Here is a 20,955-nt window from a genome sequence, read left to right on the forward strand (position 1 = left end):
TACATGAAGTTTGGCGTTATAGTTTTTCCTGGCTCAAATTGCGATCGCGATGTAGAATATGTCACCCGCGATTTACTCAAGCAACCTACCCGCATGGTATGGCATGAGGAAACAGATATCAGCGATATAGATGTGGTAGTAGTCCCTGGGGGCTTTAGTTACGGCGATTATTTGCGTTGTGGAGCGATCGCGCGTTTTTCGCCAGTCATGCAGCAAGTCGTCTCCCACGCCCAACAGGGTAAGTTTGTGTTAGGGATTTGCAATGGTTTTCAGGTACTCACAGAAGCGGGATTATTACCGGGGGCGTTGATGCGTAATCGAGATATGTTGTTTGTGTGCGATCGCGCTTCCATTAAAGTAGAACGAAATAACCTACCTTGGACGCAAGCCTACGAGCAAAATCAAGTTATTACTTTACCCATTGCTCACGGAGAAGGGCAGTTTTACGCCGATAGCGAAGTATTAGCACGGCTAGAAGACAACGGACAAGTTTTATTTCGTTACGAGGGCGATAACCCCAACGGTTCGGTAAATAATATTGCTGGCATCTGTAACAATGCTGGTAATGTATTAGGAATGATGCCCCACCCTGAAAGAGCTTCCGATCCTATGCTTGGCGGTACAGATGGTTTAAAGCTGTTTCAAGGCTTGTTAGCAAAAGTTGCAGCTTTAGCTTAAGACGGCACTAATATCTAATACAAATCCTGGTAATACTTCCTCTCCTGACAGATTTACTGGATTTTCTAGTAATTCTACAGTACGATCAGGGCGATATATTTCTACTCGTCGCGTCTTTGCATCAATTAACCAACCCAGACGCGCACCATTATCGATATATTCCTGCATTTTTAACTGAGTTTGTTTGAGGGAATCGTTAGGAGAAGGTAACTCAACAACAAAATCGGGACACAAGGGGATAAATTTTTGTTTTTGCTGGGGTGTAAGAGCTTCCCATCGCTCTTGTTTTACCCAAGAAGCATCAGAAGAGCGATTTGCCCCATTAGGTAACTTAAAGCCAGTAGAGGAGTCAAAACCTTTGCCTAGATTATATTTTTTATTCCAGATACCAATCCCAACAGTAATTTCAAAGTTTCGGTTTCCTGTTTCTCCTCCAGTAGGTGGCATAATTATTGGTTCTCCTGAAGCAGTACGCTCAAATTGCAACTCGCGGTTATTTTGACATAGCTGAAAAAACTGCTCGTCAGTCAAGTTGAGACTTAATTGCAATGTTGGGGGTAAAGAAACGGTTGCTGCATCCATAGCTTTATTTCAGCAAGGGTATATTCCAATCTAGCTACTTTTGGCGATCGCTCAATCAGGCGACAGAATTTGAGTCATATCTAATACAAATCCTGGTAATACATCTTCGCCTCTCAAAGTTACTGGTTTAGAGAGTAATTCTACATCTTGACTAGGGCGATAGATTTCCACTCGTCGGTTTTTTACATCAATTAACCAACCCAAACGCGCCCCATTCTCTATATATTCCTGCATTTTTAGCTGAGTTTGTTTAAGGGAATCTGTGGGAGAAAGTAACTCAACCATAAAATCGGGACATAGGGGTAGAAATTTCTCTCTCTGTTGGGGTGTAAGAGCTTCCCAGCGCTCTAATTTCAGCCAGGACGCATCAGGGGCGCGGACTGCACCATTAGGCAACGTAAAGCCTCCATTAGAGTCAAAAGCTTTACCTAGTTTATTTTGACGACTCCAAGCTTGGAGTTGATAAGTTAGTTCGCTATTGCGGTTGCTAGTTTCGCCCCCAGTGGGTGGCATAATTATTATTTCTCCCGATGCGGTGCGCTCAAATTGCAAGTCGCGGTTGTCAATACATAGCTGAAAAAACTGCTCGTCAGTCAAGTTGAGACTTAATTGCAATGTTGGAGGTAAACTAACTGTTGCTGCATCCATCGATTTATCTCAGCAAAGGCATACTTCCTAATCTAGCTACTTTCTTAGATTATTAATGACAAAATTGAGTAAAGAGCGATCGCACCCATGCAAAAAATATATTATGAATGCTGACGAACTAAAACAGCGTTACGCCGCCGGAGAAAGAGACTTTACTGGAGCTAATTTAGCTGAAGTTAAGCTAATTGGAGTTAATTTAGTAGGGATAAACCTTTGGGGAGCAGACTTGAGCGGAGCTAACCTTGCTAGAGCAAAGCTTTGGGGTGCAAACTTGAGCGGTGCAAATCTTGCTAAAGCTAACCTAACTAGAGCAAATCTTAGTGGAGTGAAACTAACAGAAGCCAATCTCAGACAAGCTAAGTTAGTCAATACAAAGCTTTTTGGTGCAAACTTGAGCGGTGCTTATTACGACAATACTACTCGCTTTTCTAGAGGCTTCGATCCGACTAAAAACAATATGCGCCAAGTTTAAGACAAAAGTATAGTCATGCTGTTTACTATTACTAGGCGTAGCTTTAAACATGAAAAAGTGGCATTGTATCGGATGTTACCTTACTTCATATCTCCATTATGCAACGCCACACCACTCACCTTCAGCTAAAAGATAGCCAGCCCTTTAAGGATAGATATCTTTGACGAGAACAGTGCCACGAGCCGTGCCATTACTCTTCCATAGCTCCCTTCCATAAGCTGGGGTATAGGCAGTAAAGTACAGTATGCCATTGACATTGGTTAGGTTATCTGAGAAAGAAGAATCATCATTACCAGAATTGATATTTTTGACAAGAACAGTGCCAGCAGCCGTGCCATTACTCTTCCATAGCTCCCATCTATAAGTTGGGGTAAAAACAGTAAAGTACAGTATGCCGTTGATATTAGTCAGATTATCTGAGAGAGAATAAGGTTCGCTAGGATAGATATTTTTGACAAGAACAGTGCCAGCAGCCGTGCCATTACTCTTCCATAGCTCCCTGCCATCAGCTGGGGTTAAGGCAATAAAGTACAGTATGCCGTTGACATTAGTCAAATTATCTGGTTGAGAATGATTGCCACCAGGAACGATATCCTTGACGATCACAGTACCAGCAGCCGTGCCATTACTTTTCCATAGCTCGTATCCATTGGCTAGGTTATGGTCAACAAAGTACAGCATTCCATTGATATTGGTTAGGTTATGCGGGTTAGAATAATTAATACCAGGAACGATACCCTTGACTCGAACAGTACCCACAGCCGTGCCATTACTCTTCCATAAATCGATTCCATTAGTTAGGCTCTCGGCACTAAAGTATAGTGTGCCATTGACGTTAGTCAGGTTATCCGGGTAAGAATAAGCAGTACCAGGAACGATATCCTTGACGAGAAAAGTACCAGCAGCCGTGCCATTACTTTTCCATAGCTCCCATCCCGTAGCTGGGGTATAGGACTCAAAATACAGCGTGCCATTAACGTTAGTCAGTTTATTTGAGTAAGAGTAACCACCACCGGGAACGATATCCTTGACGAGAACAGTACCAATAGCCGTGCCATTACTCTTCCATAGCTCCCTTCCAGTTCCTGGTTTATAGGCAACAAAGTATAAAAGGTTATTTATATTGGTCAGGTTAGATGGGGCAGAAAAAGCAACACCAGGAGCAATATCCTTAACGAGAACAGTGCCAGCAACCGTACCATTGCTCTTCCATAGCTCAGTTCCAGTCACTGGGTTATAGGCAGTAAAATACAGTATGCCGTTGACATTGGTCAGGTTATTAGGGTTAGAACCAGTAGCTCCAGGAGTAATATCCTTGACGAGAACAGTGCCAGCAGCCGTACCATTACTCTTCCATAGCTCGTTTCCACTCGCAGGAGTATAGGAACTAAAGTAAACTGTACCATTGACATTAGTGAGGTTATTAGGGTTAGAACTGTTAGGGACTGCCTGTACTTGAGTAGATGTTTGCACTAATGTGCCTAGGATGACTCCACAAATTAGCATCCCGCTACAAAACTTGGCATCACGCTTAAGATTTGGAAAACCCATTAATAAACTCCCTTTTTACCTAAAATATTCAAAAATTAACTTGATAAGCCTTCCCTTCTGCCAATGTAAGACGTTGTAACTTCCAGTTTGCAGCACTGTAGCAAATATTACTAAAGCTATAGTTGGAGTATCATACCTTCTGCGTGAGTGGTAAATTAGGCAGTTCAAATTATTGGAAGCTCGTACCAAAATCAGATTCATGCAAGAAGTTTATTAATTTCAATTCAACGCATATAGCACAATATACCTAGTTTAACGTCTTCAAGCCTTCAGACAAAAGATAACCAGCCCTTTAGGGATAGATATCTTTGACGAGAACAGTGCCAGCAGTCGTACCATTACTCTTCCATAGCTCGTTTCCAACAATTGGTTTATAGACAGTAAAATACAGTGTGCCATTGACATTGGTCAGATTATCTGGGGAATAACCAACACCACCAGGATTGATATCCTTGACCAGAACAGTGCCAAGAGTCGTGCCATTACTCTTCCATAGCTCGTTTCCATAAGTTGGGTTAAAGGCAACAAAGTACAATTTGCCATTAACATTGCTTAGAGAAGACGGGTAAGAATAACTACCGCCAGGATAAATATCCTTGACCAGAACAGTGCCAGCAGCCGTGCCATTGCTCTTCCATAACTCCTCTCCAGTAGCTGAAGTTTTAGCACGAAAATATAGCGTGCCATTGACATTTGTCAGGTGTTCCGGGTCAGAATTACTAAAACTAGGAAAACCAGGATAGATATCCTTGACCAGAACAGTGCCACGAGTCGTGCCATTACTCTTCCATAGCTCGTTTCCTGTATCTGGATGATTGGCACGAAAGTACAGTGTGCCATTGATATTAATCAGTCTAGACGGGTTAGAATGCTCGGAGCCAGGATTGATATCCTTGACCAGAACAGTGCCCGCAGCAGTCCCATTGCTCTTCCATAGCTCGTTTCTATAAGCTAGGCTACTAGCACCAAAGTACAGAATCCCATTGATATTGGTCAGGCTATATGGGTTAGCATAAGGCGCACCAAGAAAGATATCCTTGACCAGAACAGTGCCAGCAGCAGTCCCATTGCTCTTCCATAGCTCCCTTCCAGTAGCTGGATTATAAGCCTCAAAGTACAGAAGGCCATTGACATTTGTCAGGTTCTGCGGGACTGAACCATAGTAACCAGGATTGATATCCTTGACGAGAACAGTACCAACAGCCGTGCCATTGGTCTTCCATAGCTCCCTTCCTCTATCTGGATGATAGGCAACAAAGTATAGCGTGCCATTGACATTTGTCAGGTACTCTGGGTCAGAATCACTAAAACCAGGAATGATATCTTTAACTACAACAGTGCCAACAGCCGTGCCATTGGTCTTCCATAGCTCCCTTCCAGTAGCGGAGGTATTGGCACTAAAGTACAGAAGTCCATTGACATTTGTCAGGTAAGATGGATAAGAATCAGCAGCACCAGGATTGATATCCTTAACCAGAACAGTGCCAACAGCGGTGCCATTACTCTTCCATAGCTCTTTTCCCTTTGCTGAGGTTGTGGCACTAAAGTACAGTGTGCCATTGAAATTTGTTAGGTTCTGCGGGTGAGAATCACGAGTGACGATTGCCTGGGCCTGGGTGAAGGTTTGCAGTAGTGTCACTAATGTCACTCCACAAAATAGCATCCAGCTACAAAACTTGGCATCACGCTTAAGAGAAGATTGAATCATAACCCTCTTGCCACATAGGAAATAAGGTCTTTGTCTTACATAATAAGTCCGTTTTAACCTGACCTTGCCTATTGTAATAAATGTTACTAAAGATATCAGTTGAGGAATTAATTCCAGTGCGACGTGATCGCACAATAGACGACAGAATAATTATGGGCGATCGCTTTACATATATTGTAGAAAAATGGTGTAAATTTTTCTTGCAAAAGGGCTTTTTAACTGGCTTAAACTTTTTTGGCGAGTACCTTAAATCTACCGGATGGAATCAAAGAAAACTTAGGCGACTAGAAGTTATATTACCAATGCTGTTTTAGGGATGACAACAGTATTGGTACTTATCCCAAGGGGAGAAATCAAGCTTTTCAAGAAGTATTAACTCAACTTAGCGGAAAAAAATTGACATTGGAAAATATAGCAAGAAAGGAGAGTTTTTAAATGCAGATACACTGATATTATTGCAATGCGATAAAGAACAGAGAGTTTTATGTGTAGATTTATCGGTGTTTTTTATTAAGTCAATTAGAGATTTATTAGATGTAGATAGTGTGGAAGTAATAAAAGATATATTATCCAGGGAAATTAACTATCTAAAATCAAAAAGTATTTTTGCTAATTTGGGTTTAGATACTAAAATAGGCTTGAATTTATCCCCAGATTTAGCGCACTATTTTAGCGCCTTTAAACGCGAGGATAAAGAAAGTGTCAAACTAATTCAAGCAGCTAGTTATACCCATAGCTTTTATGAATTTATGCGATCGCACAATCTTACTACCGACGATAACACACTGACCTTTAATGTAGTAGGATACAGCGATCGCGCTATCAATGCAATGTCTCTAAATCTGGATAACTTGCGCGTGTTAGAAACTTGTTCAACTATCTATAAGCAAAAGTTAAGCGATATACAAATCAACGATGCGCGTAAAAAAGTATTAAAGCTAATTCAACGCAATACGGCTAAAAGCTTTAATGAGGGTAAAGAATTTATTGCGAAACTTCTCAACGTTCCTGCGGGAATTACAACAGTAACCCATACAGAACGAATAGAGGGCTTTCTCAACTCTCAGGGTAAAATTCCCCAAAAACACGCCGAACAACTGCACATTAGCCCAGAATTGACGCTCAGAGATGCTCACGCCGAACTAATTAAACAGGCATTAATGTCTGAAGATGTTTACATATTTTTAACAGGTAATCCTGGAATTGGCAAGACTACCGCGATCGCAAATGTGCTAAAAACTCCAACTTATAGCGATGAGGGGTTTTTGTTTTTCTACGCCAGTCCCAGGACGCAAGTTAATTTAGATATTATTGAAAAATTTACTGATGAAGATACCCAAACTTTATTTAACGACAAATTCCTGACAATTACTACTAACTCCGATTTAATTAAGAAGCATGGCGGACGCTGTACTGTAAATTACTTATCAGATACACGCGATACAGATTTTATCGAAAAAACTGTCCATTTTATTAATCAAAATAACCCTACCCAAGAGGATACAAACCCTAAGAAAAAATTAGCAATTACTAGCGAAGATACAATCCAATGTAGAGAACAAAAAAACCGAGGAGTTTTAGATAGTATTTGCGAAGCAATTTATACAGTTATTGAGAGCAATATATCCACTAACATTTTAGCTACGGTTTCAATTCAGTCATTAAAAAAGACGAGAGGTGGTAAAGATACTCTTGAGCATTTTGAGAAAATCTTTAAAAGTGCCTATAACGAAAGAGAAGGTAAGGTTATTCCAGCAAAAATGCAGGGAATATCTCGCCAGATTAAACATTTATTTATCATGATAGATGAAATTACCGGAGACGATAGCGGTGTTGAGTTTTTAAGTCGAATTGGTGAACTTATAAATAAGTACAAATTAACCGATCCTCAACATGGCTTTAATGTCAAAGTAATCGTTGCTGATGCTTCTATAGTTAACAGTTCAATTATTGAACAACATCTTAAATCGTCATCGGTAGAACCAAATAAGATATTTTTTAGACAAGGGATAGAAAATTGTCCCCCTATAGCTAAAGATAGTTTTAATTTTAATAATTTTCCCGCCTCGGTTATCAATACAAATTCTTACCCTGCTAAAAGCTTAACCATCACTTACAAAGTAATAATTGAATCGTGCAAATACGTACAAACGGCTGAAATAGACAAGGGAAACGGGTTAAGAAGCCGATTGCAACAACAACTTATCGATGACATTTATAAGCTTTTAGCAAGTCCTGACTTTGAGCAAATAATTGTATATATTCAAGACAAACAGAGACTAGCTGAGTTAATTGAAAAGATTAGAAAAGATAAAGGAATTTTTCAATATCAGCAAGACTATATAGAGATTCATGCTGACCTTTCTGAGCAAAAAAAACAAGAGATAAAACAATATCAAAACTCAGTAAAAATAGTGTTTATGACAGCTTCAGCTAGTCGGGGTTTATCTTTTCCTAAAACCAAATACATATTAGTTGATGCACCGAGATTTGAAGTTGAAAAAAACTTGATGGAGATTATTCAGGTTATTTATAGAGGGAGAGGAAGTTATTTAGAAAATGGTGTGAAGCAAACTTTAGATAATACTGATAAAGAATTGATTTTCTACTTTTCTGAACGCTCGGTATATTACGAAGATCCCAAATTATCTACGGAAGATTTCGCCACGCAACGCCAACTATCTTTGCAAGAAAGCGTACTAAGTGTTTTAAATATTTTGCTAGTCTTAAAAACTTCAATAATGACTCGTATTACTGGATTTGGTCAGATAGGTAAAAACAATTTTATCATGATTCCTATAGGCGGAAAGTCCGTAACGGCTGCGGGACAAACTTTTAGTAGTACCATGAGTTCGCTAATAAATAAATTAAAAAAAGAATCGTCAAAACAGCAATTTAACCAGCAATTAAAAGAAGTGTACTCAACCTTAAAAAATTTATTAAATAGGTCAGAGATTGTATTAAAAAATCCAGAAAGTTTCACAGACGAGCAAGTTTCTTACCTTTCTTTGCGAGAATCTCTAGCTAATAAATTTATTAAATCTATCAACAAAAATTTTGCAGAGTTACTAGACTTTAAAGCAATTGAAGTAGGTTATGTTAGTGGAAGCCTATTAGTAATTCCTCTAGCGGGTAGATTGATTGAAGAAAAATATGAAATGCGAATGGAACAAGAAATACTTAAATATGCAAACAATGATTTCCTCAAAAAAATGTACGATATTAAACGCGCTCCTAGCTCTACAGAAAGTCTCAAATATGCGATAGATGAAGCAATAGAATTAGTTAAATTATTGCGAGATCAATCCGATAAAACCCAGAGACTTGAACAGTACAGCCAACGTTTGGATCGATATTATGCTCTACCTTTATTTACTTTTCTCAGTAGCGAAGAAATTAAGAAATACTTGGCTAATGCTGAAGAAACAGAAGACAAAGGTTTTAAAAAGATTCTAACTCAATACCTCCAAACTCTTTACCCAATAGGTAATATTTTACCCATTGGTAATAAGTATTCAGATTTTCCTTTCATTGTTTTTACAAGCTATAGCTTAAATGAAATGAGAAATAAGATTTTTACAAATAATTATCTAATAAGTTCTAATGAATTGAATGTATTAAATTTAATTCTTGCTACCGATGAGTAAGCTAAAAGTTAAACTTTCAAAACCGCCAAAGATTGCAACTCGCTTAAAGCTGTTAAAAACTCTTATCTTACCTACTCTAAAAAGCCACAGGTTATCTATTTAGCGATTTTAATGACAAAATTGAATAAAGAACGATCGCGCCTACGCGAAACCCAATTTTATGAATGCTGAAGAACTAAAACAACGTTACACCGCCGGAGAGAGAGACTTTACCGGAGCTAATTTAGCTGAAGTTAAGCTAATTGGAGTAAATTTAGTAGGAATCAACCTCTGGGGAGCAGATTTAAGCGGCGCTAACTTAGCTAGAGCAAAACTTTGGGGAGCAAACCTTAGTGGTGCTAATCTCGCCAAAGCTAACTTAACTAGAGCAAACCTTAGTGGAGTGAAACTAACAGAAGCTAATCTCAGACAAGCCAAATTAGTAAATACGAAGCTTTTTGGTGCAAACTTGAGCGGCGCTTATTACGATAACACTACCCGCTTTTCTAGAGGATTTGATCCGGTTAAAAATAATATGCGCAAAGTATAAAATTATTCGGGTACAATGCTTATGCAAGTATTCGTTTATGTGGCAGCATCTCAGTTTTCGATCAGGCAATGATCCTCGATTAGATAATTTAGCTATCAAAAAAGATTGTGGCACAGGTTGTTTTAGAAAATATTTATAAAAGCTTTCCCAGCGTTGCTAAGACAGAAAAAGCGATCGCTCCAGTAGTCGCTCAACCATTAATTACCTCGGTAGAGGAAACCAAGCAAGAATTAAATAGCATTCATGTCTTGCGGCGGATCAATCTGGCGGTGGCGGATGGGGAATTTATGGTACTGGTGGGCCCTTCTGGGTGTGGCAAAAGTACCCTGTTACGGCTAATTGCAGGCTTAGAAGAAATGACTGGAGGCAATATTTGGGTGGGGGATGCCTTAGTCAACGATTTGCCTCCCAAAGCGCGAGATATTGCCATGGTGTTTCAAAACTATGCTCTTTATCCGCATATGACTGTTTATGACAACATTGCTTTTGGGCTGCGTCGTGGGGCAAGAGACGGGCAAAAAAAAGATTTATCAACTTGGGCAGAAAATACGCTGTTTGGCATGACACGGCTGCTTCCTGCACCTCTAAGTTACAAGAGCGATCGCGAAATAGAGGTAGATAAGCGAGTAAAAAATGTTGCATCTTTATTACAAATTGAGGCGTTATTAAACCGACTACCCAAACAACTCTCTGGCGGTCAAAAGCAGCGCGTGGCATTAGGTCGGGCAATTTCTCGCAATCCACAAGTTTTTTTAATGGATGAACCGCTTTCTAACTTAGATGCCAAACTCCGCGCCGAAACTCGCGCCCAAATAGTTAAGTTGCAACGCCAATTAGGAACGACAACAATTTACGTTACTCACGATCAGACCGAAGCAATGACTATGGGAACTCGCATTGCAGTAATGAATTTAGGTCAATTACAACAAGTTGCTCAACCTCTAGAACTCTATAATCGTCCAGCTACGAAGTTTGTAGCCGAGTTTATTGGTTCGCCACCGATGAATTTTTTAGAGGTGGAATTTCAATCGCCTTTAGTAATTTCGCATCCTTTATTTCGCTTTACACTTCCCCAAGTATGGGAACTCGCTTTAAGTAAATACGATCGCCAACCATTAATTCTTGGCATCCGACCAGAGCATTTTAGTCTTGGTAAGGCTGCACCGACAAATCTTCCAGTCCAAGTAGACCTTATAGAAGCCCTCGGTAACGAAACCTATCTTTCCGTCAGTCCCACTAATTCAACTAATGCCGCTTCTATGCAAGTGAGAATTCCCCCCGATCGCCAAGTATCGTATCAAGAGGCGTTATGGCTATCTTTTACCCCAGATAAGCTGCATTTCTTTGATCCTGATACTGGTAAAGCCATTTGGTATGACTAACTTAGACAAGAGGATAAAAGCGATCGCATTTATGCAAATTCGGTTGTTTCACCCCCAAGACACAGCACAAATAGCCCAGTTATTTCATCAAACCGTCCACCAAATCAACCGCCAGGATTATTCTCACAATCAATGTTTAGCTTGGTCGCCAGAAAATATTTATTTTCGAGATTGGGCGAATATTTGTGCCAGTCGCTATACTTTTGTTGCGGAAATTGGAGATGCGATCGTTGGTTTTGGCGAATTAGAAGCCAATGGTCATATTGATTGCTTTTACACCCACAAAGACTATCAGCGCTGTGGTGTAGGCAGTCAAATCTATCGAGCGATAGAAAAAAAGGCAGTAGAATTAGGCTTGCAGCGCTTGTTTACCGCATCAAGTATTACAGCAAAGCCCTTTTTTCAGCACTTAGGATTTGTAATTATCACCGAGCAGCAAGTTAGTTGTCGAGGAGAAACTTTTACAAACTACGCCATGGAAAAGTTTTTACATAGCCAACAAAGAAACTAAGAACAGCCTTCTACGTATTCAACTTCTGGCAGTTTGCCGGATCTAAAATTAGTTACTCGTTTGCCATCGGTTTCAAATACTACTCGATAATTGCGATCGCTTTTATCTTTAGGTACAAACGTCAAATAGTGTCCCCCACTGTCTCCCGTATATTTATGAGCGCTGACTTTTATTTGTCCGGGATAAAGTGCCTTGATCCGGGCTTCGCTATCGCCAATTTTTGCGCCACTTAAAGTAGTAACAGAACTTTTATTGTATACATCAACTCTAGCAATGCGCCCCTCTGTCACCATAAAACCTAGCCCTTTAGGTGCGCCTTGAGGCTGGACGTAATAGCAACTTTTCTCTATATAATCGCCGCTAGAAACTAGCTTAGTTCCCGATGCTCGACTCGCTTCGGTTACTGTCATCCCGACTCTAATTGAGCCAATGCCATTAATCGCAAGTCTTGACTGATTTGTAATTTTTGTTTGGGCGCTAGTTGCACCAATTGCTACAACTGAAATTACTAAGGGACTAATTAAATAAGTTAAAAATTTTATTTTCATATTTTAGTAATCTTTTTTTTGTAGACTGCTGCGATCGCCCAATTGTTGCTAATTACAAAAAAAGGGATGACAAAATGTCATCCCTTCTCTATTTAATCAGCCTTAATTACAGAGTTGGTACAAACTTCTGCTTTTCGGGTACATCTGTGTACTCGGCTACAATTTGCCGTAATTCTTCGCCGTCAATGGTTTCTTTTTCAATCAATAAATCAACTAAGCGATCGCATACAGTGCGATTTTCTCTAATTATCTGTTTGGCTACTTCGTAGCACTCACCAACGATAAGCCGTACTTGCTCGTCTACGCGAGAAGATATAGCTTCCGAGCATTCCGAGCGAGACATCAAATCGCGCCCTAAAAATACCTCGCTGCTCTGGCTGTCCAACGATAACGGTCCTAAGTTTGACATTCCAAACTTAGTTACCATTTGTCTTGCCATCCCGCTTAACTGTTGCAAGTCACCGCCAGCGCCAGTTGTAATTTCCGAAGCCCCAAATACTTCGTATTCTGCCGCTCTACCGCCTAAAGCTCCAGTAATTCTAGCCTTCAGTTGCCCTCTAGAAATCAATCCTTGTTCCTCATCGGGAGTAAACCAAGTTAGTCCTTGAGCTTGTCCGCGTGGAATAAGCGTAACTTTTTGGACGGGATCGTGGTCTTTAACCAAAGTACCAATCAAGGCGTGTCCAATTTCGTGATAAGCAATCAAACGCTTGCTCTTGCTATCAACTAAAGGCGTACCTTCCATTCCGGCGACTACCCGATCTACCGCATCATCAATTTCTGCGAGGGTAATCGCATCTTTGCGCCGTCTAGCGGTCAAAATTGCCGCTTCGTTGAGCAAGTTAGCTAAATCTGCTCCCGTAAAGCCTGGAGTCCGCCGCGCGATCGCTTCCAACGAGACAGAAGACGCGAGTTTTTTGTTGCGCGAGTGAACGTTTAGTATTTCGACTCTGCCTTTAAGATCCGGCGCATCTACCGTTACTTGGCGATCAAAACGTCCCGGACGCAATAAAGCCGAATCTAGCACGTCTGGGCGGTTGGTAGCAGCAATAATAATAATCCCTGTATTCCCCTCAAAACCGTCCATTTCTGTAAGTAACTGGTTTAGAGTTTGTTCCCTTTCATCGTTACCGCCGCCAATTCCTGCACCCCGTTGTCTACCTACTGCGTCAATTTCATCGATGAATATCAGACAGGGAGCGCTTTCTTTGGCTTTCTTAAACAAGTCGCGGACGCGGGAAGCACCAACGCCTACGAACATTTCCACAAATTCCGAACCAGAGATACTAAAAAATGGTACTCCAGCTTCCCCGGCGATCGCTTTAGCTAGTAAAGTTTTGCCTGTTCCGGGGGGCCCAATTAGCAATACGCCTTTAGGAATTTTTGCCCCTACGGCGGTAAATCTTTCCGGCTGTTTTAAGAAAGTAACTACTTCTTCTAATTCTTCTTTAGCTTCATCAATTCCAGCGACATCATCAAACTTGATTCCGGTTTTAGCTTCACTTTGAAACCGGGCTTTTGATTTGCCAAAGTTCATTGCTTGACCTGGGCCGCCAGGAATGTTGCTAGAGCGTCTAAATAGGAAAAATAGACCGCCAATCAACAATACAGGGAAAACTAAATTGCCGAGTAGTCCCCAAATTGCCCCATCATTCCGCATTGGGTGAGCATCAAGGTTGATATTGGCTTCCCGTAACTTAGAAATTAATTCCGGCGCGTTGTAAGGCAAATCTACCCGCAAGCGTTGAATGCGATCGTCTAAGTCTGGGTCTACAGCTTCAACTATTGCGGTTCTACCACCTTCGTATAAGTCTACAGTTTTGACTCGTCCTGAATCTATGTACTCCAAAAACCGCCCGTAGGTCATGCGGGTACTAGCCGTATTTTTCGTTGTATCCACAGGAGCGGTAGCAAAAGCCCCTTGCCAAAAGAAAAATCCGATCACAAGTGGTGGCAAAGTCCACAATACAAGTGTTTTCCAAGAAAATTTCATCAATTAGTTGCCTCTATTTGGTGTATATTCGCCAATTACCTTTACCACAATTTGCTGGTGTCACCCTTGGGAGATTAAGCTTTTAACTAAACAAGTTTTTAGTATTTAGCCGTAAGCTAAGTAATCGATATTTGTTTTGAATCTTAATTAAATTTAACTTAATTTTAAGCCTTCCTACCATCTAACGCTTACATCTGCAAAAGACTTTGGGCAAAAGTACCAAGCTAAGAATAGTTTGATTACCTCCTGTTCTGGCTTTGCGCTTTCTGTCTCTACAGTTATTATGGGAAGATACATAAAGAAATGTAAAGAGTTATGAAAAATAAAGTTGTAGTTGTTGTGGGCGCAACGGGCGGCATAGGTTCAGCATTGACTCGCAAATTAGCAGTGGCGGGAGCGCGTTTAGTATTAGTGGCACGTAATCAAGGTAGATTAGCAACCTTAGCGGAGGAGTTGTCAGCAGAAGTTGCGATTGTACCTACAGATATTACAAAACCAGAGCAAGTAGAGGCACTATTTAAGCAAATACTCGCTGAGTTTGGACAAGTGGATGCGCTAGTGAATGCGGCAGGAGCGGGAGTTATGAAACCTTACAGCAACCTAGAACCTGCGGATTTGGATGCCATGCTAGAGGTGAATTTAAAGGGCAGCTTCTACACTTGTCAAGGGGCGGCGGAGTTGATGCAGGAGCGCAAATCGGGACATATCTGTAATGTAGTAGGAATTTTGGGCAAACATTCAATGCCCATGGCATCAGCTTACTGTGCTTCCAAATACGCGGTAGTTGGTTTTAGCAAGTGCATGGCGGAGGAATTAAAACGTTTTGGGGTTAAGTTCACGTTATTCTATTTTGGTGGCGTAGATTCGCCTTTTTGGGATGATGTCAGCTTGAAGGTAGACAGGAAAAAAATGCTGAGTCCCGAAACTGCGGCGGAGGCAATTATGTATGCTCTTGCTGCCAATCCTCAAGCTGTACCAATGGAAATAAATATTCAGCCAGAAAGTCATTTATTTTTCTAAGCAAACAAAATCATTACTATAGATTGACTTGCAAATAGATGTAGATCGGGGAAAATTTACTTAAAGTAAGCTTAAAAGCTGGATTTTGGCAGATTTTATGAAAATTGACCGCGTTCACTTCTATGTAGAAGATGCTAAAGCGTCCCGCGACTGGTTTATTAACCAATTGGGGTTTCAATCGGTAACTAGCGAGTCCAATTTCCACGCCTGCACGGAAGTAGTCAATAATGGCGCTGTCTGTTTTGTTTTGTCGTCACCGTTAACTATTAACAGTCCTGTAGCTAAATTTTTGGCTCAACATCCCCCTGGGGTTGCGGATATTACTTTTAGCGTTGACGATGTGGAAAATGCGATCGCACGGGCAAGTTTTGGCGGCGCAAAAGTCTTAAAAAACGTTCAAATCGATACCTCAAGCGGCAGAAAATGGGGGAAAATTTCGGCTTGGGGTAGTCTAACTCACACCCTAGTAGAAAAGGTACAACAAATCAATTTTTTCTCTGGCGCTAGTTTTACGGGCATCGATCATGTGGTGCTAAACGTTGATGCGGGAGACTTAGAACCTGCGGTAGCTTGGTATCAAGAAACTTTAGGTTTTCAAGCCAAACAAGCGTTTAAAATTCAAACCGAGCGTTCGGCTTTACACAGCCAGGTAATGGTTTCCCCCAATCGCCAAGTCCAATTTCCCATCAATCAGCCTGCTTCCCCCAATTCCCAAATTCAAGAATTTTTAGATGCCAATAAAGGCGCGGGAATCCAACACATTGCTCTAGAAACCGCAAATATTATTAGTGTAATTTCTCAATTTCGGCGCTGTGGGGTTGATTTTCTCCCCGTACCTTCCAGCTACTATACACAACTACAACAACGCCCAGGGCTACCGCTAAGTGTCGCTGAACTAGCGGAAATTGCCGAGCAAGAGATTTTAGTTGATTGGCAAGAAAGAATTCCCCAAGCTTTACTATTGCAAACTTTTACGCAACCAATTTTTAGTCAGCCTACTTTTTTCTTAGAAATTATTGAGCGCCGTCAGCAAGCGCGGGGCTTCGGGGAAGGCAATTTTCGCGCTTTATTTGAAGCTATGGAACGCGAACAACTTAAAAGAGGTAGTTTGCAAGATTTTTAATCAATCCCATCAGGAATTTAAAACTTACTGTAGTAAAATTTCTGCTAATTTTGCCTAGAAAGAGATAATGTATAAATAAAGTTTATATTTTATGTCCAAATGTTAAGGCTAATTACGGACTTTGACGGGCCAATTATTGATGTTTCCGAGCGCTATTACCAGGTTTACAAGTATTGCCTAGAAACTAGCAAGCATCCCGAACAGTTAGTAAAGCCGCTAAGTAAAGCCGAGTTTTGGCAATTAAAGCGATCGCGCGTCCCGGAATTTCAAATTGGCATCATTTCCGGGCTAGAAGAACCCCAAGCAAAAAACTTTTCTGGGTTGCGTCGCCAAACCGTACATACTCCCTCTTATTTTGGCTACGACTCCCTAGCACCGGGGGCAATTGCCGCCCTCGAAAAAGTCCAAGCGGCGGGAATAGATTTGGCGGTAATGACCATGCGCCGCGTCAAAGAATTAGATTATGCTTTTAACCGTTACCAGTTGGAACGATTTTTCCCAAAAAATCGCTGTTACTGCTTGACCAACGATTATGTCAAAACCCGCGATATTGACGACAAACCCTTACTGATGGAACGGGCTTTAGCCGAACTTCCCGCCGCCGACGACACTTGGATGGTAGGCGATACGGAAGCGGACATTATAGCAGCAAAAAACCACAATGTCAAAGTAATGGCGGTTTTATGTGGTATCCGCGATCGCGAACAACTCCAACTCTACAAACCTGACTTAATTGTAGAAACTTTAAGCGAAGCTGTAGACCTTTTGATTGCTAAATCTTTGTCCCAAGTAGCCTAAAAACTAGCGCAAAAAGCTACTAACTAGCCACAAAACAATAAACGTGACTACCGTAGAAAATTGCTCGGCTTGGAGGTTAATTTGGTTTAGGGGCAATATCAGTAAACTAGCTAGTAAACCGCCTACAACTAGCCCCACAATTAAACCAGCACCCGTCAACAGGATGGCGCGACTAAAGTTTTGTTCTTTGCGCCGCACAAAATAAATACTTAGGCATACTCCTACCATCAGCACTACCTGCAATAATTGAGCGCCAGCAGTTGGATAAATAACGCTCAAACCGCTCAAGCTTAGAAATAAACCACCAGGTAGCAATACATCTTTTGGACTTGGGCGATCGCGTAGCCTTTCCAACCACGATGGTGATTGCTGGATTGAAGTCGGGTTTGGTTTTGGTGGTACTTGGGAACGCTCGGCAAATTTGATACCTTCTGGCACTTTAATTTTGCCTTCTTGGCGCATTCGCAAGCGCTCCATTAATATTGCATCGTAAGCTTCTTCCACCATATTCAGACGATCCAAGTCGCCATTGTGTTGCTCTACAAGGCGATTGCGAGCTTCTTGAATTTGGTCAAAAGTAGCGTCTTGTTTTACCCCAAGTTTTTCGTAGGGATTAGGCTCGCTCATGTAACTTTATCGCCTCAGTATCGATCGCAGCATAGAGTAAACAAAAAACAGATTTAGACAAGAAGTGCTGCTTGTTGAAATCGCTGCCACTGGTAACATTATAGGTACTCAAATGCGATCGCTCTATTCAACAACTAATTGCAGCCTGCCTTCTATATTGGACTTTAGCATATGCCAACAGTCACGTGTAGCTGTAGCTTTGACAAATTAAGTTATAGTTTTAATTCAGGGAAAAAGTAGTTTGAGTTTAGGATATAATTTTCGCTCTAGCAACTTCGGCGGTAAAAGGGCAAAGATATAGAAATCGCGATCGCCTTTAGGGTGTCTTGACTAATATTTGCTTTGCTAAGTTATAGGTTAATAATTAATAAGAGTACAATAATTTTAAACAAAGTTGATCAAGCTACTAGCTAAATTTCCTTTTGCCTGTCGATCCTCTCTTTTAAGTTTTAAAAAGTAATGGCTATGGCTCTTGCCAAGATTCTGATAGTTGATGACGATCCTGCAATTCGCAATTTAATCCAACGCTTTTTAAGTAAGCAGAAATACCAAGTGGAATCTGCCGAAGATGGGAAAACGGCTCTAGCAATTTTCGAGCAATTTAACCCCGACTTGGTAATTTTGGATGTAAATTTGCCCGATGCGATCGGCTATAACCTTTGTGAAGAAATGCAAAAACGCACTAAGGTTTTTGTACTTATGCTCACAAGTCGCGCTGACGAAGCAGACAAAATTCGCGGGTTTTCCACTGGAGCGGATGACTACTTAACTAAACCTTTTGGCTTAGGCGAATTGGAGGTGCGAGTAGGAGCGATTTTAAAGCGTCAACGCACAGTTACAGCACCAGAAAAGCAACGTTTGAGCTTTGAGCAGCTGTTAATAGATCCAGAACGCCGGGAAGTAACACTAAATAATCAATTGATTCCCTTAACCGCTTTAGAATTCGATTTGTTGCGTTTTCTTGCCAGTCATCCTGGCAGAGTTTGGCGACGAGCCGAATTGCTGCAAGAAGTATGGGATTACGACTATGTAGGGGATCAAAGAGTTGTAGACGTTCACATTGGTCAGATTCGTAAAAAAATTGAAATTGATGCAACTCAGCCAATTTTGATTCAAACTGTACGCGGTGTGGGATACAAATTTGAAGCTCCCAATCGCCTGCCCTAGTAAGAAATGAGAGGAAAAAGCTAGAATTTGTTGATTCTTTTCCCTCTTTTTCCCAGCCTAGGCGCAGCGATCAAACAAAGTTTCTAGGTACACCCTAGCGGCGCGGCGATCTCCTTCGCTATTTTGCAGTAAAAATAATGATAGAGCCGCCGCAAAAACTCGATCTTGATCCCAATCTGGATGGCTTTCTAAATAGCTTTTGAGAGATTGGTGTAGTTCTTCAGGAATTTCCGTCAATATACTCAGGGTATTGCTCATTGATTACCTTGCCCTAGGCGTAAATAAATCCAAAATCTGACTCTTAGTTAAAAAAACTTAAATGAAAGTTTAAAGCAACTTTAGAGGTAAGTGCTTTATTGTGCGCTAACAGGGGGTAGAGTTGTCAATGCTACGAAATGTTGCAATAGTTTTTAGGCAAAAAAAATAGCTACGAAATAATCATACTTGTAACCTGTTTTTTGTTACTTAACTTTATATAAACTGCGTACTTGCAACACTACAACAGAGAAATAGGTAATCCACAGGGGAGGGTATTTATCTATAGCTACCGTTGCGGGTTGGGGAAAAAGCCTAGATATCTGTGGAAAACCTGGGGAAGAAGTTGGGGAAAAGTGGGGTTAAAAATAAGAATTACAAAGCAGGGAAATCTTTACTATTTAACTTGAAGGACTTTGTTTTAACTTTTGGATAGTGGCTTGAATTGCCAAAGCGAATAAGGCGAAAGCTACAATGGCAAAAATAAAAGTTGCCAGGGTACTTAAACCTACAACTAAGGTACGAACAGCAATAGTAATTTTGACCACTAAGGCATTATCAGAATGTAAGGGTTTTTGAGCAAAACTAAGAGAAATAGCGCTAGTGACGCGGTAGAGGGCGATCGCAAGTCCTGACGCAATTACCGCTCCTAGAGACGAGCGTAGGGGGGTAGGGAGAGGTTTTAAATCGGTGGGGGGTTCGGTGGGCGGAAGATTATTCATAATAGAAATTTGAAGTTTAATCTTTATCACTAGACAATACTTGAATGCCTGTAGAAGTGAGACGCGCTATAAAAAGGTCTAAATCTTTTGGTTGGGCTAAGTTTCGTCCTTGCTGCTGCACTTTTTGGGCTTGCTGTTCGCTATCGCATAGTGCAAACACTGTAGATCCAGAACCTGACATCATTGCACCCAAACAGCCAGCAGTTTGAAAAGTCTCTTTTAAAAGCAATATTTGCGGATAGGCGGGAATAACTACGCGCTCTAGATCGTTATGCAACCTTTGACCAATGGCAATTGGATCTTCGTGAATAATTGCTTGTACCATTGAGCTAGAATGAACCGCCGCCGCCCGTGCTTTGAGGTCTTGCTTGCCCGCAACGTAAGAATTGCCGTATTGAGCGCGGTAAGTTTGGTAAGCCCAAGCGGTAGCTACATCTAAATTACGATATTTACCTAGGACTACATACAAATTATCTATACTGGGCAAGGGTGAGAGCTTTTCCCCTCGTCCGGTTGCGATCGCACTACCGCCAGCAATACAAAAAGGTACATCCGAGCCTAATTGACTGCCTAATTCTTCTAATTCCGATTGAGTTAGTCCTAGTTGCCAAAGTAAATCTAACCCGACTAACACCGCCGCCGCATTGCTAGAACCTCCAGCCAAACCCGCAGCGATGGGAATATGCTTGTCAATAGTAATTTCTACGCCGCCAAACTGGGCAAAAGCATCGGGAAATTCTGCTGCTATTAATGCCGCCGCTTGGTAGGCTAAATTAGTGCAATCGCTTGGTACTTGGGGATGAGCGCAACGAACAGAAATAGTATCGGTGCTTATCGATCGCAAATCAATGCGATCGGCTAAATCGATGCTTTGCAGTACCATAGCAAGCTCATGATAACCATCAGGGCGATCGCCAATTATTTCTAAATATAAATTAATTTTGGCTGGAGACGTTAAAGAATAAGAACGCATTAGGGCTAATTATTAATTAGT

At 41.1% G+C, this 20,955-nt stretch carries 21 protein-coding genes; 11 read left to right on the forward strand and 10 right to left on the reverse strand.

All coding sequences use genetic code 11. From position 1 onward, the window contains the following. Positions 1-3 precede the first annotated feature (3 nt). Positions 4-678, forward strand: coding sequence for a phosphoribosylformylglycinamidine synthase subunit PurQ (gene purQ, locus SYN7509_RS0205255; protein ID WP_009633225.1), 675 nt, complete (start codon positions 4-6; stop codon positions 676-678). On the opposite strand, the gene SYN7509_RS0205260 is transcribed toward purQ, so the two are convergent. Together SYN7509_RS0205260 and SYN7509_RS0205265 are read right to left on the reverse strand one after the other, a co-directional pair. Then, positions 670-1,260: a Uma2 family endonuclease gene (locus SYN7509_RS0205260; RefSeq protein WP_009633226.1), complete on the reverse strand. Its 591-nt coding sequence runs from the start codon at positions 1,258-1,260 to the stop codon at positions 670-672. The genes purQ and SYN7509_RS0205260 overlap by 9 nt on opposite strands. 51 nt (positions 1,261-1,311) lie before the next feature. Further along, the gene (locus SYN7509_RS0205265) at positions 1,312-1,908 is read right to left on the reverse strand and encodes a Uma2 family endonuclease (protein WP_009633227.1); all 597 of its coding nucleotides are present in this window, start codon (positions 1,906-1,908) and stop codon (positions 1,312-1,314) included. A gap of 55 nt (positions 1,909-1,963) precedes the next feature. On the opposite strand from SYN7509_RS0205265, the gene SYN7509_RS0205270 reads away from it, so the two are divergent. After that, a complete protein-coding gene (locus tag SYN7509_RS0205270; protein WP_227501473.1) occupies positions 1,964-2,380 on the forward strand; it encodes a pentapeptide repeat-containing protein in 417 nt (138 codons plus the stop codon). A gap of 144 nt (positions 2,381-2,524) precedes the next feature. On the opposite strand, the gene SYN7509_RS25160 is transcribed toward SYN7509_RS0205270, so the two are convergent. Together SYN7509_RS25160 and SYN7509_RS25165 are read right to left on the reverse strand one after the other, a co-directional pair. Next, positions 2,525-3,931, reverse strand: coding sequence for an ELWxxDGT repeat protein (locus SYN7509_RS25160; protein WP_051482549.1), 1,407 nt, complete (start codon positions 3,929-3,931; stop codon positions 2,525-2,527). A gap of 292 nt (positions 3,932-4,223) precedes the next feature. Continuing rightward, positions 4,224-5,639: an ELWxxDGT repeat protein gene (locus tag SYN7509_RS25165; RefSeq protein WP_051482550.1), complete on the reverse strand. Its 1,416-nt coding sequence runs from the start codon at positions 5,637-5,639 to the stop codon at positions 4,224-4,226. A gap of 80 nt (positions 5,640-5,719) precedes the next feature. Here SYN7509_RS25165 and SYN7509_RS29580 point away from each other — a divergent pair, with 80 nt between their 5' ends. From SYN7509_RS29580 to SYN7509_RS0205300, 5 genes are all read left to right on the forward strand, one after another. Beyond that, positions 5,720-5,953, forward strand: coding sequence for a hypothetical protein (locus SYN7509_RS29580; protein ID WP_009632180.1), 234 nt, complete (start codon positions 5,720-5,722; stop codon positions 5,951-5,953). A gap of 141 nt (positions 5,954-6,094) precedes the next feature. Beyond that, positions 6,095-9,286, forward strand: a complete 3,192-nt coding sequence (locus SYN7509_RS25170; RefSeq protein WP_009632181.1) for a helicase-related protein — start codon at positions 6,095-6,097, stop codon at positions 9,284-9,286. A gap of 160 nt (positions 9,287-9,446) precedes the next feature. Further along, complete coding sequence (locus SYN7509_RS0205290; protein ID WP_009632182.1) at positions 9,447-9,815, forward strand: pentapeptide repeat-containing protein; 369 nt, start codon at positions 9,447-9,449, stop codon at positions 9,813-9,815. Between the two features lie 107 nt (positions 9,816-9,922). Continuing rightward, positions 9,923-11,197 (forward strand): ABC transporter ATP-binding protein, encoded by a 1,275-nt coding sequence (locus SYN7509_RS0205295; RefSeq protein ID WP_009632183.1) that lies wholly within the window; start codon positions 9,923-9,925, stop codon positions 11,195-11,197. Beyond that, positions 11,190-11,708 (forward strand): GNAT family N-acetyltransferase, encoded by a 519-nt coding sequence (locus tag SYN7509_RS0205300; protein WP_227501474.1) that lies wholly within the window; start codon positions 11,190-11,192, stop codon positions 11,706-11,708. The genes SYN7509_RS0205295 and SYN7509_RS0205300 overlap by 8 nt, the downstream gene beginning before the upstream one ends. Here SYN7509_RS0205300 and SYN7509_RS0205305 read toward each other — a convergent pair. Then, positions 11,705-12,256 carry a hypothetical protein gene (locus SYN7509_RS0205305; RefSeq protein WP_009632185.1) on the reverse strand — a complete coding sequence of 184 codons (552 nt, stop codon included), beginning with the start codon at positions 12,254-12,256 and terminating at the stop codon, positions 11,705-11,707. The two genes, SYN7509_RS0205300 and SYN7509_RS0205305, sit on opposite strands and share 4 nt — an antisense overlap. Before the next feature lie 106 nt (positions 12,257-12,362). Further along, a complete protein-coding gene (gene ftsH2, locus SYN7509_RS0205310; RefSeq protein ID WP_009632186.1) occupies positions 12,363-14,249 on the reverse strand; it encodes an ATP-dependent zinc metalloprotease FtsH2 in 1,887 nt (628 codons plus the stop codon). A gap of 315 nt (positions 14,250-14,564) precedes the next feature. Between ftsH2 and SYN7509_RS0205315 the strand changes: the two genes are divergently transcribed. The 3 genes from SYN7509_RS0205315 to SYN7509_RS0205325 all read left to right on the forward strand — a co-directional run bounded on the left by SYN7509_RS0205315 (position 14,565) and on the right by SYN7509_RS0205325 (position 17,190). Continuing rightward, complete coding sequence (locus SYN7509_RS0205315; RefSeq protein WP_009632187.1) at positions 14,565-15,269, forward strand: SDR family oxidoreductase; 705 nt, start codon at positions 14,565-14,567, stop codon at positions 15,267-15,269. 97 nt (positions 15,270-15,366) lie between these two features. Further along, a complete protein-coding gene (hppD, locus tag SYN7509_RS0205320) occupies positions 15,367-16,392 on the forward strand; it encodes a 4-hydroxyphenylpyruvate dioxygenase (protein WP_009632188.1) in 1,026 nt (341 codons plus the stop codon). Between the two features lie 99 nt (positions 16,393-16,491). After that, positions 16,492-17,190 (forward strand): HAD family hydrolase, encoded by a 699-nt coding sequence (locus SYN7509_RS0205325; RefSeq protein WP_009632189.1) that lies wholly within the window; start codon positions 16,492-16,494, stop codon positions 17,188-17,190. A 3-nt stretch (positions 17,191-17,193) separates the two neighbouring features. On the opposite strand, the gene SYN7509_RS0205330 is transcribed toward SYN7509_RS0205325, so the two are convergent. Then, entirely contained in the window at positions 17,194-17,817 is a 624-nt protein-coding gene (locus SYN7509_RS0205330) for a CPP1-like family protein (RefSeq protein ID WP_009632190.1), read from the reverse strand. A gap of 465 nt (positions 17,818-18,282) precedes the next feature. On the opposite strand from SYN7509_RS0205330, the gene SYN7509_RS0205335 reads away from it, so the two are divergent. Beyond that, complete coding sequence (locus SYN7509_RS0205335) at positions 18,283-18,984, forward strand: response regulator transcription factor (RefSeq protein ID WP_028954113.1); 702 nt, start codon at positions 18,283-18,285, stop codon at positions 18,982-18,984. 57 nt (positions 18,985-19,041) lie between these two features. Here SYN7509_RS0205335 and SYN7509_RS0205340 read toward each other — a convergent pair whose 3' ends face one another. The 3 genes from SYN7509_RS0205340 to ispE all read right to left on the reverse strand — a co-directional run bounded on the left by SYN7509_RS0205340 (position 19,042) and on the right by ispE (position 20,934). Continuing rightward, positions 19,042-19,242, reverse strand: a complete 201-nt coding sequence (locus SYN7509_RS0205340) for a DUF2811 domain-containing protein (RefSeq protein WP_009632192.1) — start codon at positions 19,240-19,242, stop codon at positions 19,042-19,044. Positions 19,243-19,640: 398 nt separating this feature from the next. After that, positions 19,641-19,961 carry a DUF3082 domain-containing protein gene (locus SYN7509_RS0205345; RefSeq protein WP_009632193.1) on the reverse strand — a complete coding sequence of 107 codons (321 nt, stop codon included), beginning with the start codon at positions 19,959-19,961 and terminating at the stop codon, positions 19,641-19,643. Positions 19,962-19,977: 16 nt separating this feature from the next. After that, positions 19,978-20,934: a 4-(cytidine 5'-diphospho)-2-C-methyl-D-erythritol kinase gene (gene ispE / locus SYN7509_RS0205350; RefSeq protein ID WP_009632194.1), complete on the reverse strand. Its 957-nt coding sequence runs from the start codon at positions 20,932-20,934 to the stop codon at positions 19,978-19,980. Between the last annotated feature and the right edge of the window lie 21 nt (positions 20,935-20,955).

The sequence above is a fragment of the Synechocystis sp. PCC 7509 genome (genome assembly GCF_000332075.2).
Taxonomy (GTDB): Bacteria; Cyanobacteriota; Cyanobacteriia; order Cyanobacteriales; family Chroococcidiopsidaceae; genus Aliterella.

What these genes read in the sequence shown, in the direction of transcription:
- purQ (WP_009633225.1), top strand. Translation starts at nt 4, where the DNA reads ATGAAGTTTGGCGTTATAGTTTTTCCTGGCTCAAATTGCGATCGCGAT.
- SYN7509_RS0205260 (WP_009633226.1), bottom strand. Translation starts at nt 1,260, where the DNA reads ATGGATGCAGCAACCGTTTCTTTACCCCCAACATTGCAATTAAGTCTC.
- SYN7509_RS0205265 (WP_009633227.1), bottom strand. Translation starts at nt 1,908, where the DNA reads ATGGATGCAGCAACAGTTAGTTTACCTCCAACATTGCAATTAAGTCTC.
- SYN7509_RS0205270 (WP_227501473.1), top strand. Translation starts at nt 1,964, where the DNA reads ATGACAAAATTGAGTAAAGAGCGATCGCACCCATGCAAAAAATATATT.
- SYN7509_RS25160 (WP_051482549.1), bottom strand. Translation starts at nt 3,931, where the DNA reads ATGGGTTTTCCAAATCTTAAGCGTGATGCCAAGTTTTGTAGCGGGATG.
- SYN7509_RS25165 (WP_051482550.1), bottom strand. Translation starts at nt 5,639, where the DNA reads ATGATTCAATCTTCTCTTAAGCGTGATGCCAAGTTTTGTAGCTGGATG.
- SYN7509_RS29580 (WP_009632180.1), top strand. Translation starts at nt 5,720, where the DNA reads ATGTTACTAAAGATATCAGTTGAGGAATTAATTCCAGTGCGACGTGAT.
- SYN7509_RS0205290 (WP_009632182.1), top strand. Translation starts at nt 9,447, where the DNA reads ATGAATGCTGAAGAACTAAAACAACGTTACACCGCCGGAGAGAGAGAC.
- SYN7509_RS0205300 (WP_227501474.1), top strand. Translation starts at nt 11,190, where the DNA reads ATGACTAACTTAGACAAGAGGATAAAAGCGATCGCATTTATGCAAATT.
- SYN7509_RS0205305 (WP_009632185.1), bottom strand. Translation starts at nt 12,256, where the DNA reads ATGAAAATAAAATTTTTAACTTATTTAATTAGTCCCTTAGTAATTTCA.
- ftsH2 (WP_009632186.1), bottom strand. Translation starts at nt 14,249, where the DNA reads ATGAAATTTTCTTGGAAAACACTTGTATTGTGGACTTTGCCACCACTT.
- SYN7509_RS0205315 (WP_009632187.1), top strand. Translation starts at nt 14,565, where the DNA reads ATGAAAAATAAAGTTGTAGTTGTTGTGGGCGCAACGGGCGGCATAGGT.
- hppD (WP_009632188.1), top strand. Translation starts at nt 15,367, where the DNA reads ATGAAAATTGACCGCGTTCACTTCTATGTAGAAGATGCTAAAGCGTCC.
- SYN7509_RS0205325 (WP_009632189.1), top strand. Translation starts at nt 16,492, where the DNA reads ATGTTAAGGCTAATTACGGACTTTGACGGGCCAATTATTGATGTTTCC.
- SYN7509_RS0205330 (WP_009632190.1), bottom strand. Translation starts at nt 17,817, where the DNA reads ATGAGCGAGCCTAATCCCTACGAAAAACTTGGGGTAAAACAAGACGCT.
- SYN7509_RS0205335 (WP_028954113.1), top strand. Translation starts at nt 18,283, where the DNA reads ATGGCTCTTGCCAAGATTCTGATAGTTGATGACGATCCTGCAATTCGC.
- SYN7509_RS0205340 (WP_009632192.1), bottom strand. Translation starts at nt 19,242, where the DNA reads ATGAGCAATACCCTGAGTATATTGACGGAAATTCCTGAAGAACTACAC.
- SYN7509_RS0205345 (WP_009632193.1), bottom strand. Translation starts at nt 19,961, where the DNA reads ATGAATAATCTTCCGCCCACCGAACCCCCCACCGATTTAAAACCTCTC.
- ispE (WP_009632194.1), bottom strand. Translation starts at nt 20,934, where the DNA reads ATGCGTTCTTATTCTTTAACGTCTCCAGCCAAAATTAATTTATATTTA.